Origin of the sequence: Kosakonia oryzae, from assembly GCF_001658025.2 — a bacterium.
In the GTDB taxonomy this organism is placed as follows: Bacteria; Pseudomonadota; Gammaproteobacteria; order Enterobacterales; family Enterobacteriaceae; genus Kosakonia; species Kosakonia oryzae.
The window spans coordinates 1,065,917-1,079,353 of record NZ_CP014007.2; the positions used below are offsets into that span (position 1 = coordinate 1,065,917).

Annotated in this window: 10 protein-coding genes; all 10 read right to left on the minus strand. The window is 54.4% G+C overall.

Annotated elements, in window-relative coordinates; all coding sequences use genetic code 11:
• Positions 1-37: 37 nt before the first annotated feature.
• Positions 38-1,477: an efflux transporter outer membrane subunit gene (locus AWR26_RS05185; protein WP_064564093.1), complete on the minus strand. Its 1,440-nt coding sequence runs from the start codon at positions 1,475-1,477 to the stop codon at positions 38-40.
• A gap of 1 nt (position 1,478) precedes the next feature.
• A complete protein-coding gene (locus AWR26_RS05190; RefSeq protein WP_064564095.1) occupies positions 1,479-4,643 on the minus strand; it encodes an efflux RND transporter permease subunit in 3,165 nt (1,054 codons plus the stop codon).
• Positions 4,644-4,645: 2 nt separating this feature from the next.
• Complete coding sequence (locus AWR26_RS05195; RefSeq protein ID WP_064564097.1) at positions 4,646-5,785, minus strand: efflux RND transporter periplasmic adaptor subunit; 1,140 nt, start codon at positions 5,783-5,785, stop codon at positions 4,646-4,648.
• A gap of 223 nt (positions 5,786-6,008) precedes the next feature.
• The gene (gene chbG, locus AWR26_RS05200; protein WP_064564099.1) at positions 6,009-6,770 is read right to left on the minus strand and encodes a chitin disaccharide deacetylase; all 762 of its coding nucleotides are present in this window, start codon (positions 6,768-6,770) and stop codon (positions 6,009-6,011) included.
• Positions 6,771-6,779: 9 nt separating this feature from the next.
• On the minus strand, positions 6,780-8,135 hold the full coding sequence (locus AWR26_RS05205) for a 6-phospho-beta-glucosidase (protein ID WP_064564101.1): 1,356 nt from the start codon (positions 8,133-8,135) through the stop codon (positions 6,780-6,782).
• Positions 8,136-8,194: 59 nt separating this feature from the next.
• The gene (gene chbR, locus AWR26_RS05210; protein WP_064564103.1) at positions 8,195-9,034 is read right to left on the minus strand and encodes a transcriptional regulator ChbR; all 840 of its coding nucleotides are present in this window, start codon (positions 9,032-9,034) and stop codon (positions 8,195-8,197) included.
• Between the two features lie 76 nt (positions 9,035-9,110).
• Positions 9,111-10,469: a PTS N,N'-diacetylchitobiose transporter subunit IIC gene (gene chbC, locus AWR26_RS05215; protein ID WP_064564105.1), complete on the minus strand. Its 1,359-nt coding sequence runs from the start codon at positions 10,467-10,469 to the stop codon at positions 9,111-9,113.
• 73 nt (positions 10,470-10,542) lie between these two features.
• Positions 10,543-10,866, minus strand: a complete 324-nt coding sequence (locus AWR26_RS05220) for a PTS sugar transporter subunit IIB (RefSeq protein WP_064564107.1) — start codon at positions 10,864-10,866, stop codon at positions 10,543-10,545.
• A gap of 317 nt (positions 10,867-11,183) precedes the next feature.
• Positions 11,184-12,329 (minus strand): porin, encoded by a 1,146-nt coding sequence (locus AWR26_RS05225; RefSeq protein WP_064564109.1) that lies wholly within the window; start codon positions 12,327-12,329, stop codon positions 11,184-11,186.
• A gap of 454 nt (positions 12,330-12,783) precedes the next feature.
• The gene (locus AWR26_RS05230) at positions 12,784-13,371 is read right to left on the minus strand and encodes an NAD(P)H-dependent oxidoreductase (protein WP_064564111.1); all 588 of its coding nucleotides are present in this window, start codon (positions 13,369-13,371) and stop codon (positions 12,784-12,786) included.
• Positions 13,372-13,437: the final 66 nt, after the last annotated feature.

A 13,437-nucleotide genomic window follows, 5' to 3' on the forward strand; every position in this document is an offset into this window, starting at 1 on the left:
AAATGCCCCCGACAGTTTAGCCTGGCGGGGGAGGCTTTTACTGTTGCAGTTCCGCCGTTTTCTCTTTCAGCGCTGTGCCGCCGCCCATCACTTTATACAGTGTAATCAGGTTGTTGTAATACTCCTGCTGTACGCTGACCAGCGAGGTTCTGGCCGTGTATAACGTGCGCTGGGCATCAAGTACGTTCAACCAGGTGTCCACGCCATTGCGGTAGCGCAGATCCGCCAGCCGATAATACTCTTCAGACGCTTTGGTATTATTTTTCTGCGCGGTGAGTTGATCGTTAATCGTACCGCGGCGCGCCAGCGCATCGGCCACTTCCTGGAAGGCCGTCTGCACCGATTTCTCATAGGCGGCTACGTAGTACTCCTTCTGCGCTTTGGTGTAGTTCAACTGCGAAATGTTATAGCCGCCGGTAAAAATGGGCAGCGAAATACTCGGCGAGAAGGACCACACCCCGGCACCGTGTTTAAACAGCGACGACAGATCGCTGCTTGCCGCGCCGCCGCTGGCAGTCAGCGAAATACTCGGGAAGAAATTCGCCCGCGCCGCGCCAATGCTGGCATTGGCCGATTTCAGATTATGCTCGGCTTCCAGCACATCCGGACGATTCAGCAGCACGTCGGACGAGATGCCCGCCGGGATCTCTTTGAACGCATTTGCCACTGCATCGATGTTTTCCGGGATCAGGTTATCCGGCACGGCTCGCCCAACCACCAGATCGAGGGCGTTTTTATCCTGCGCCACGCTGGTCTGGTATTTCGCCACATCGGCGAGTGCCGAATGGTAGGTCGTGGCGGCGGAAGAGACATCCACCATTGACGCAGTGCCATGACGAAGCTGTGTCTGGGTGACTTCCATCGATTGCCGCGCGCTTTCGGCGGTCTCTTTGGCAATCACCAGATTGCTTTTGTCCGCCGCCAGCGTCAGCCAGTAATCCACCGTGTTGTAGAGCACCGTCAGGCGCGTGCTGCGCGCCCCTTCGACGGTACCCAGCCAGGTTTCATACTGCTCGCGCGTCAGGCTCTGGTTTTTGCCAAACAGATCCAGCTCGAACGAGCTGGTGCTGGCATCGCCTTCATAGCTGGAAGTGAGAGCGGTCTGATTCCCGCTGCCGTTGCTGCTGAGCGAGCGGGAACGGGTACCGCTCAGCCCGGCATTAATGGTCGGGAAGAGATAAGAACGCTCTTCGCCATACTGTGCCCGCGCGGATTTCACGCTGGCAACCGCTTCCCGCAGGTCGCGGCTGCTGTCGAGCGCCATCGCCACCACCTGGCGCAGACGGGCATCGAGAATGTACTGCTGCCAGTCGATATCGCGATAGTTATTCCCCTGGGTGCCTTTCAGAGAGGCATAAGCCTCCCCGGCAGGAAGCTGGCCGCTGACCGGCGCGGTTGGCCTGTCATAGTGGGGATCCAGCGAAATACAGCCCGCTAACAGAAACGGTACACATGCTGCCAAAAGTCTTGCTGACATCTTATTCTCCTGATTTTTCTGTCGTTTCGCGCACTGCGTTGTAATCCTCCGGTATGGAAGGGAATACGCGTCTGACCAGCACGAAGAACAGAGGAACAAGGAAAATGGCCAACAAGGTGGCGGCGATTGTCCCCCCGATAATCCCCGTCCCGATGGCGATTCGGCTGTTAGCGCCCGCCCCGGTTGAGATAGCCAGCGGCAGTACACCGGCGGTGAACGCCAGCGATGTCATGATGATCGGGCGTAAACGCGTGCTGGCCGCGTGAATCGCCGCCGCCACCAGGGTTTCGCCTCGCCGGTAGTTATCCTCGGCGAATTCCACGATCAGGATCGCGTTCTTCGCCGACAGGCCGATGATGGTCAGCAGCGCCACCTGGAAGTAGACATCGTTCTCCAGCCCGCGCAGCGTGATGGCTAACAGGGAACCAAATACCCCGAGCGGAACCACCATCATCACCGAGAAGGGCACTGACCAGCTTTCATACAGCGCCGCCAGGCAGAGGAAGACAACAATCAGCGAAATGCCATACAGCGACATCGCCTGATTCCCGGACAGCCGTTCCTGGTAGGAGAGGTCGCTCCACGCATAGGTGGTGGCACCGGCTGGCAGGGCTTTTGCCAGTTTTTCCATCGTGTTCATCGCTTCCCCGGAACTGCTGCCGGGCGCGGATTGCCCCTGAATCTCGTAGGAAGAGAGGCCGTTATAGCGGGAGAGCGCATCCGCGCCATAAATCCAGTGCGCAGAAGCAAACGACGAGAACGGCACCATGGTGCTGTTGCCATCGCTGTCGGTGCCGCGAACGAACCAGCTATTGATATCCTCCGGTTTACTGCGGAAGGCGGAATCCCCCTGGATGTAGACTTTTTTCACCCGTCCACGATCCGAGAAGTCATTCACATAGGTTCCGCCGATGGCCGAACTGAGGGTATCGTTGACATCGCTGATGGAGACCCCCAACGAGTTTGCTTTCACGTCATCCACATCGACCTGCAGTTGCGGTAAGTCCGGCAGTGAGTTCGGGCGCACGCTGGAGAGCGTCGGATCCTTCGCCGCTTCGGCCAGCAACTGGTTACGCAGTTTCAGCAGCGTATCGCGGTCGGTGCCGCCGCGCGCCTGCAACTCAAAGGTAAAGCCGTTCGACTGGCCGAGGCCGCTTACCGATGGCGGCGTCAGCACGAAGATCTGCGCATCGCGGATCGAAGAGAGGTTCATCATTGCCCGCATCGCGATCGCATCGGCGCTGTTCTCTGATCCTTTACGCAGATCCCAGTTTTTCAATGAGATAAAGCCCACCCCGGCGTTCTGCCCACTGCCCGCAAAGCTGAAGCCATCGACCAGCATGCTGACGTTGACGTTATCTTTCTCTTTGGTCTGGAAGTAGTTCTGGATCTGCTTACGCACTTCGAGGGTGCGGTTTTCCGTAGCACCTGGCGCCAGCGTGTACTGCACCATGATGTAACCCTGGTCTTCGGTCGGCAGGAAGCCGGTCGGCAGACGCATATACATCACTGCGCAGCCGATTAACAGCACGCTATACAGCACCAGATAACGGCCCGGACCATGCAGGACTTTCGCCACGCGCTGGTGGTAACGCTCCTGTATCTTCTCGTAACTGCGGTTGAACCAGCCGAAGAAACCTTTACCGGCATTTTCATGATCGTGCGGTTTCAGCAGCGTGGCGCACAGGGCAGGGGTGAGCGTTAACGCGATGATCACCGACAGCACCATTGACGAGACGATGGTGATGGAGAACTGGCGGTAAATCACTCCCGTGGAACCGCTGAAGAAGGTCATCGGCAAGAACACGGCGGAAAGCACCATGGCAATACCGATCAGCGCTGCGGTGATCTCCTTCATCGATTTTTCTGTCGCTTGCCGTGGCGGCAGACCTTCTTCCCGCATCACTCGCTCGACGTTTTCCACCACCACGATGGCGTCATCGACCAACAAGCCGATGGCGAGCACTATCCCGAACATCGTCAGGGTGTTGATGGAGTAGCCGAAGGCCGCCAGTACGCCGAAGGTTCCCAGCAATACCACCGGCACGGCAATCGTCGGGATCAAGGTGGTGCGCAGGTTTTGCAGGAACAGGAACATCACCACCACCACCAGGGCGATCGCTTCGGCGAGGGTTTTCACCACTTCCTCAATGGAAATTTTGACGAAGTCGGTGCTGTCGAGCGGGTAGTCAATGGCGTAACCGGCAGGCATAGTACTGCGGAACTCATTGATGGTGTTTTTAACCCGTTCTGCGGTGGATAAGGCGTTCGCGCCGGAAGCCAACTGAATGGCGATACCCGCTGCCGGATGGCCGTTGGCCAGCACGTTGGCGCTGTAATCTTCGCTGCCCATTTCAACCCGGGCGACATCGCTTAAGCGGACAACGGAGCCATCGGTTTTGGTTTTCAGCACAATATTGCGGAACTGTTCCGGCGTTTGCAGACGCGAACGCGAACGCACGGTGGCGACCAGTTGCTGCTCGCCGCTGGCCGGTTGTGCGCCTAACTGCCCGGATGAGACCTGGGTGTTCTGGTTTTCCAGCGCGCTTTCCACATCGGAAGGCATCAGCGAGTAAGCAGCCAGTTTGTTCGGGTCCATCCAGATACGCATCGCATATTCCGAACCAAATACCTGCACGCGGCCCACGCCATTAACGCGCGCCAGTACATCTTCCATGTTACTGACCAGGTAGTCAGAGACATCCGAAGAGGTACTTTTGTTGGTCTTGTCATACAGCGCCATCACCAGCAGGAAGTCGCTTTGCGCTTTCTCCACGGTCACGCCTTGCGAGGTGACCGCCTCCGGTAAGCGGCTTTCCGCCTGCTGGACTTTGTTCTGCACCTGCACCTGCGCAATATCCGGGTCGGTACCCTGCTGGAAGGTAACGGTGATTTTGACCTGGCCCGTGGACGCAGTACTGGAGGAGGAGAAATAGAGCATGCCGTCCAGACCGGTCAACTGCTGTTCAATCACCTGCGTGACGCTGTTTTCCAGGGTTTCCGCAGACGCACCGGTATAGGTGGCCGAGATCCTGATCTGCGGTGGCGCAACATCGGGATACTGCGCAATCGGCAGATTATTAATGCTGATAATGCCAAGCAGCATAATGACAATCGAGATAACCCAGGCAAAGACCGGGCGACGGATGAAAAACTGAGCCAGCATAATTACTTCCCTCCGTTTCCATCACTGGATTCGGTAGCGCCGACTTCCACCGCTTTCACTGTCATCCCCGCCTGCACTTTGCTGGTGCCTTCGGTAATTAACCGATCGCCGCTCTGTAGCCCTTGAATTATCAGCCATTTATTGCCGATCACCCGGTCGGTAACCACCTCGCGGCTTTCCACTTTATTCTCTTTATTCACCACCAGCGCAGTGCCGTTGCCTTTGGCATCACGCGTGATCCCTTGCTGCGGCGCAAGGATCGCTTCGCTGCGCACGCCGTTGCTGACGGTAGCGCGCACAAACATGCCCGGCAGCAAATCGTGTTCCGGGTTCGGGAAGACGGCGCGCAGCGTCACGCTGCCAGTGGATTCATCAACAGAGACTTCGGTCAGCTCCAGTTTACCAGGATGCTGATACTGGCTGCCGTCATCCAGCGTCACGGTAACGGGAACCGTGTTATCGCTGTTCTGCAACTGCTGTTTTTTCAGTTTCAGCAGTTGCGTGCTCGATTGCGTCAAATCGACGTAAATCGGATCGAGCGTGCGGATGGTTGCCAGCGCCGTGGTCTGGCTGGCGGTGACCAGCGCGCCTGGCGTAACGGAGGAAATACCAATGCGGCCGGAAATCGGCGCTCTGACTTTGGTGTAACCGAGGTTGATTTTGGCGCTCTCCACGGCGGCGCGATACTGCGCGACGGAAGCCACGTTTTGCTTGTAGGTGGCCATGGCGTCGTCCGCATCCTGACGTGATACGCCATTCTCTTTCACCAGCGCGGCATAACGCTCGGCTTTCAGTTTGCTGCTGTTAACAATCGCCACTGCATTCTGCAACTGGGCGACGGCTTCATCGTAGCTTGCCTGGTAGGTTGCCGGGTCAATCTCGTATAACACCTGGCCCGCGACAACGTCGTCTCCTTCTTTAAATAACCGTTTCTTGATGATGCCTTCAACTTGCGGGCGAACATCAGAAACCATGGTGCCAGTGACGCGCCCTGTCAGGTCACTGAAGAGCGTCACCGGTTCGGCCTTCAGCGTGACCACACCAACCTGCGTTGTCATCGCACCTGCATTCGTTTCCGGTTTTTGGTCGCAGGCGACAATCAGACATGCCAGCACGGCCACCATTATTCTTTTCAATGCCATTTGCAAACCTCAGTAATGAACGTTCATTCTCATTCGGGAGGATAGCAAAATGAAGGCGAAAAAATATACGAGGAAAAGTGAAGATATAAAGGATATTTGCTTACAAGCGGATACGTTTAAGACGCTAAGACCCTGAAAAGAGTGTGGGAAATTTCGAATGAAAAGCTGAGTCGCGGTCAGCGGCCAGCGAGAAAATGCGGCGCAGCGCGCGCCGCAAAGAGTGTTATATCAGATCGCAGAAGTTGCCAAGCCGGTAGCCACGTTCGGCGATCGCGTATTTCAGCGACAGCGAGGTCAACACCTCCAGCTCGGTTAAACGCGGGTAGCAATAGCTGCTCTGGCGGATGGTGTTATCGATAAACGCCGGGTGACACATCATCTCCAGCGAATCCTCACCGCGTGCGGCTGAGGCATCCAGCTCCTGTAAAAAGAGCGCGTCAGAAATCGCTTCGCCATAAAAGCCGCTGCTGAAACCCGCGGTACTGCGAAGCCCAGCCGGCAAATCGCGGGCGGGTAAGAGTGCCGGGCGATCGAGTCGCAGTGGCAGCCCGCGTGCGGCGGCAAACTGCGCCACAATCGGCAAGATCTGCGGGATCATATGCACATGATGATGGCTGTCCAGATGCGTCGGTTCGCGGCCAAAAAGCGCAACAAAGCGCTGGTACTGGCTCTCCAGTTCTTCGGCGATTTCTGCGTGCGGTAGCGTATCGGCTGCGGCCATCTGCCAGATCCATTTCCCCAATTCGCCCTGGCGGGCAAGGCCGGGCATGGACGTTAAAGGCTGGCCCAGCGTCAGTACAAAGTGCATACCTACCGCAAGAGTGGGCAATTCACGGCTCAACTGCGCCGCATGCGCAATCGCCGCGCCGTTGACCAGCGCAGTCGTGGAGGTCACCACGCCGTGACGAAAGCTCTCGACAATGCCGTAGTTTTGCCCTTTGCTGAGACCAAAATCATCGGCGTTAACAATCAATAAGCGTTCCATAGCCGTCCCTTACTGCTGCGACGCTTTCAGCTTGCCGATGCAGTCAGCAAAGTTGGGCAGCCACTTTTCATGCGCCAGCAGCATTTCTCGCGCCAGCCGTTCCGCATCGCTATCTGAATGCACCAGCGGGCTGAGATTGAGCGCCAGCAGCACATCGTTAAACTCACCGCTCAGTGCCGCCTTGCTGGCTGCCACCTCGAAACCTTTAATGGTGTGAATCAGCCCAAGCACTTTTTCGTCAAACTGCGTCACGCGCGGATGGGGCGTCGCGCCGTTGCGCCCAAGAATGCAGGTCATCTCGACCGCCCACTCCGGCGGGATATTTTTTATGTGCCCGTGATGCGGGATGTTCACATAGTGTTCGGCCTGCTTATCGTTATAGATGGCGTTGATCACTTCACAGGCGGCATCGGAGTAGTACGCACCGCCGCGCTGTTCCAGCTCCTTCGGCTTCTCTTTGAGCGCCGGATCTTTATAAAGCTCAAACAGTTGCTTCTCAACCTGCTGCACCACCTGCGCCCGCGCGCCGCCTTTGTAATATTCACCCATTTCAATTGCCAGCATCTCTTTCTGCTTGAAGTAGTAGAGCAGGTAAGAGCAGGGCAGCAGGTTGAGCGCGCGAATTAACCCTTCGCTAAACGGCAGGTCGAAAATGTTCTTCACCGTCGAGGCTTTCAGCCTGCCGGACGCGACGCCGTCAAGCAGTTCGGCAAAGCGCGACGTGCCGTTGACCAGCACATCTTTGATAAACACCATATGGTTGAGGCCAAACAGATCGATCGCCAGTTCGTCGCTGTCGGCAAGGTTCAGCACATCGCGGATAAACATTTTCATGCCGATGGGAATATTGCAGACGCCAATAAAACGCTTAAAACCGGTATGGCGATAAACGGCTTCGGTAACCATTCCGGCCGGATTGGTGAAATTGATAACCCACGCGTTCGGGCAAATCGCTTCCACATCTTTAATAATGTCGAAAATCACCGGAATGGTGCGCAGCCCTTTAAACAAACCGCCCGCGCCGTTGGTCTCCTGCCCCAGATAACCGTGGCTGAGCGGAATCCGCTCATCGAGTTCGCGCGCTTTCAACTGGCCGACGCGCAGTTGCGTGGTGACAAAATCCGCGCCCTGCAATGCTTCCCGGCGGTTCAGCGTTTTATAGACTTTCAGCGGTACACCCGCTTTTTCCACCATGCGCTGGCAGAGCGCAAAAATAATATCCAGCTTCTCTTGCCCCTCTTCAACATCGACCAGCCATAATTCAGAAACCGGTAATTCATGGTAGCGCTTAATAAAACCTTCCAGTAATTCCGGGGTGTAGCTGCTCCCGCCGCCAATGGTGACGACTTTTAATTTCTGGCTCATAAATTCTCCCTTGAATTCGGTCATGAATGACGGCGGGCAGTGAAACGCGCCCGTCACCGTTATTGATTGATTTCCGTTAATCGCTTGCGATAGTTATTGGGCGTAAATGAGGTCATTTTTTTGAACGTTTTAATAAATAAGCTGGGGCTGCTGTAGCCGGCTTCCCAGGCAATATCCGTCACCGAATAGTTGGTCATTTCCAACTGCTTTTTCGCAAAATCGATGCGGATTTCATTAATAATCTGCATCGGTGTTTTGCGGTAATAGCGGCGGGTGGCGCGGGTTAAATATTCCTGGGATTTGCCCGCCAACTGGATCATGTTTTCCAGCGCATTTTCGCCAAACTGCGTTTTATCGTGCATCGTTTCGACGGCGCTTTTCAGCCATTGCGGAACGTCATCCATGACCGGCTCTTCCCGGTAGTGGCGCAGCCGGTTAATCACGTAGAACGTGACGGTTTCGATAAACTCATCCAGCCCGTTTTCGCGAAAATTCAGCGAGGCGATAACCGTTTCGACATAGGCCATAAAAGCATTGCTGGTGCGATAGGCCTGCGAAGCGACAAAGCAGAAGGGCAGCAGCGCCAGATAGTGCTGTTCAAAGAACGGCTTGCTGATACCGACATTCAGAATGCGCGTCGCGCCGAACGCGTAAAAACTCTGATGGTGCGAGCCGAGCGGGATAAACACAAAATCGCCGCGCTCCAGCAGCACGCGTTTCCCGTTGATCACCTGATAGTAACGGCCGGTGAGAACCAGCGTAAATTCATAGTAATCATGCTGATGCAACCCGCTCGCGCTCTCGGTTTTGTTGTAGATAAACACGTGGAAATTTTTACCGTTGAAGAGCTGCTGCTCGCGAACCGTTTTAATTCCCTGCGTGTTGATCTGTGGCTGCATTGTTAACTCCTTACGCGTTTTATATCGGGCGGAGCCTTAAGCATAAGCGCACTTTCCTTAAGGCTCCCCGCAGGCTTCAGAACTTCAGCGCCGCAGCGATATCTTCTTCGCTCTCTTCCTGATCAATCACGTTCTGTGCTTTGTTGGCGACCACCACAAAAGGCAGGTACACCAGCGTGGCAATCACTAAGTTGAAGAGTGCGAGCAGTAGCGCGGCGATACTGCCATTGGTATTAAAGAAAGCGCCCAGCCCGGTTGGCATTGTCCAGGGTGCGATGTTGGTGATCGGTGGAATAATGCCGCTGTAATAGGCCAGCAGGGTGATGGCGGCGAGGATTGGCTGCACCAGAATAAACGGGATAAACATTACCGGGTTCATGATAATCGGCAGGCCGAACAGAATCGGTTCGTTAATCTGGAACAGGCCGGAAGGCAGCGCCAGTTTCGCCACCTGGCGATAATCCGCCCGCCGGGAGGCGAAGAAGATGGCGATAATCAGCCCGAGCGTCGCGCCGCTACCGCCCAGAAAAATGTACGAATCCAGCATCGGCTTGGCCCAGACATGGAACGTTTTGCCAGCGGCCAGCGCCGCATCGACGGAGCCATACTGCTGATAAACGGCGATATTTTCCAGCGCCCACGGCGTCATAATGCCGCTGTCCAGCGCGGTCAGCGCCAGCGAACCGTGAATACCAAAGAACCACAGCAGCGGCACAAACAGCACGTACACCCAGCCAACAATACTGCCGAGCGACGCCAGCGGCGTGGAGATGGTATCCATAATTAGCTGGTGGAAGTTGGTGCCGAAATGCGTCAGCGCCCAGGCGATAATGCCCATCAGCGACAGAATAATAAAGCCGGGGATCAGCGCGGAAAACGAACGCGCTACCGAAGCGGGGACGCTCTCCGGCAAGGTAATGATCCAGTTGCGCCGCACAATAAAGGTAAACAATTCGGCGACTACCAGGCCAATAATCATCCCGGAAATAATATTCGCCCCGCCTAGCCAGTTTGCGCCAACGGCATAAGCTTCGCCGACGCTATAAGGTGTGACGGTCATAAAAGCGGCAATGGATAATAATCCGGCGGCCAGCGCATCAACTTTGCGCTCTTCCGCCAGCGCCATACCAATAAAGAACGGTGCCATTAACGACATAATGCCCAGCGTGCCGTTATAGACATTACCGCCAATGCCTTTTAAACCGTTGAGCGTTTCAATGGTCGAGGCATCGAGGCGGATGCCTAACGAATAGAAAAACGATCCTTCGCCAAAGCTTAAAAATACGTTATTAATTAATACAAACATCGCGCCCGCAAGCGTTAATGGCATTAAACGAATAAAGCCATTTTTAATCGCATTAACGTGAGGCTGTTTTCCTAATTTAACCGCAAAAGGCAGAAGTATCTTTTCAAGTGAAGCAATCGCATTACTCATAGAAAAATACCCTTAAATACCGCAATAGATTATTGCGGCGCAGTGTGAGGGAATAACTCAGTAATAAGAGACGTTAATTATTGGTAGCGGCTTGTTTAATGGCAGCGACGGCTGCTTTCAGTACGCCCAGACCATCGACTTTGCCGTACAGCAGCGAGTCGATCACTTCGACCGGTTTATTCGGCAGCAATTGTTGAATGTCCGCTAACTTCCACGCAATTTGCGGGCCGAGCAATACCACATCCGCCTGCGGCCCCTTTTCTGCGGCCAGAGACTCAGAAAATGCTTCAATAATGACCGGTACTTCATATTTTTCCGCCTGCGCACGCATCTTTGACACCAGCAGCGACGTTGACATACCCGCTGAACAAAACAGATAAATACGTTTTTTTTCCATTATGCGTCCCTCAATATGCGATTTTCTGTCGGCCAGATCTGATGCAGGCTGCGTTAGGGCTTCCTGCAATGGCTGCCCCGCGAAGCGGGAGGACTTTTTTCTGTGTCCAAAACAAGTATACGGCACGCTTCTGGCTTAGGATATTTCTCAACTTACCAAAATTGTCTGTGGTTGACCTGGCGCTATGTTCATCTTCACAGTTTGAGGAATTAACGGGCGGGAAATTTGCGCCAGGGGAAGTGCAGGCAAGAAATTCAATGCTTGCGGGAAAATGTTAATCGGGGAAAAACCCCCGCACTGGCGCGCGGGGGCGAGGATCAGAAGTCGTAGCGCAGACGCACAATATTCATGTCGCTCAGGTTGTCGCTGCTGGAGGTAAACACGTGTTCGTAATCGACACGGAAACCGTAATCCAGCTGGAAAGTCACACCGACGCCGTTATCAATACGCTGATAATCGCGGCCAGTGGTGTATTGCAGACGGTCGCCCATCACATACGGTTGTATATATTTAAGCGCGTACTGGCCCACCGGGATTTTATAACCGGCAAAGTATTCAATCCCCCACGCATCGCCCGCGAAGTAGTTCTGCACGTCGGATTTTTTGGTCAGCAGGAAGTTCTGATACCAGCCGCCGCCGAAGGAGAAGGTCCAGTTATCCGGCGTCCAGCTCAGCGCGGTACCGAGGATGTTCTGATCGTAGGTTTTGCTGTCGTCCGTTGATGGCAGGCGCATTTCCGCACGGGTATAGTTCCACGCCGTACCCCACGTCAGGGTGTCGGTCAGGTGATAATCGACACCCAGCGAACCGCCGCCTTTACGTTTGTAACGCGTGCCATTGCCCGGCAGATAGTCGGAATCATTGAACAGGTAAGCGGCATAAATATCCGCGTCGCCAACGGTTTTCTTATATTTGAGCATATTACGTGCGCGATAAGAGCCGTCGTAGTCGCCGTTAATACCGTTGCCCGGCGCTTGGGCTTTCATGTCGTAATCCCAGATATCGGTTTTCACACCCACAACATCGTAATAAATGCTGTTCTGCTGACCGTAGGTGAGCGTACCCCAGGTTTTACTTTTCAGCCCGGTGTAGAGCATACGGCGGGTGGTATTTCGTGCGCCTTCGGCATAGTGATCATCCCAGTCAAAAAGCGCCGGAATGTTCACGCCGAGTTCGTAATAGTTAATCCAGCTAATATCATCAAACAGATAGTAGTCGGAGGCGAAACGAAAACGGGTACCGCCATCATAGCCGTTACGTTTGTACGAGCCTTTATCGCTGTTACCCATGGCGTTATCGAACTGCGGACGGATAGACCCCCCGACGGTAAAGTTCAGACGGCTCAGCGGGTCGCCGGCCTGTGGATCCTGTTTCAACAAAGTAATTTCTGCCTGCGCTGCGAAAGACATCAATGCCACTGCTGCACCGATCGAGGCTGTCAGCATTTTTAATTTAGTATTCATTTATTTTTTCCTCGGGAACGCTACTCACTACTAGCGCGGGAATAGTAATTTCCGAATATTACAGTTCTGTTTTCAGAATTAGAGATTTGTGCGCTTAATTTATTTAAATGTATGTAAACGTAACGCCTGGTTTCTGTTTTTTATATTTGTCTGAATACGTGTCTGGCGGTAATTTTTCGCGCTTTAGAGCAAAAAAGCTCGTTTTGCTAATAATGATATGCGCCCATAAAAAAGGCACAGATTGTTAAGCGTTTTGTTACTGACTGAGAGTAAAACGTGCGGACAATAACGAGATCCGGTAGTACTAACGCGCTTGAAATATCTTACCGAACAGTCATGTTCGGTTTTTTTTTGCCTGAAATGTTTCGCGGTGGGGCGAGTTAAATAGTTATTCCGCAGCGATCTGTTAAATCTTCCAATAAATAGTTAGCCGCCGGAAAGCGGCGGCTAAAACTCAGCGGTTAAAGACGTTGCGGCCAATTTCAACGGCCTGTTGTAACGCCGCTTCCGCGCTGCCGAGATCCGGCAGCATCAGCGTGGCATTGGTCAGCACCGGCGCGCCGCAGTAATCAAAAATACCGTGCGCGATTTGCGTGTTCCACGATTGCGCATAACCATGCTTTTCGAAGGTGCGGCGATCGGCCCCGCCCAGCGCCACAAGATGGATCGGCAAATGGCCGAGCTTTTTAATCACTTTACCTTCGCCACTATCGGCATAGGCCCAGCCGTTACTAAAGACGCGATCGATCCAGCCCTTTAACAGCCCCGGCATTGTCCACCAGTAAATAGGAAATACCAGCACCAGCGCATCGGCGTTAGCAATACGCGCCTGTTCGGCGAGCACATCGGCGGGCAGCGGCGCGGTTTGATTGAAGGCGGCGACATCCGCTGTTGAAAAGCGCGGGTCAAACCCTTCTCGCGCCAGGTCGGCGATTTCCGCGCTGTGTTGCCCCTGCTGGCGAATACCTTCCGCGACCGCCTGCGCCAGAGCGTGCGTTAATGAACCCTCCAGCGGGTGCGATACTACGATCAAAGCGTGCATGTGAAACCTCCTCAGTTGCCATCCGCGATGAACGGACGTAATCTTATATACCAAAGGTAACCTACC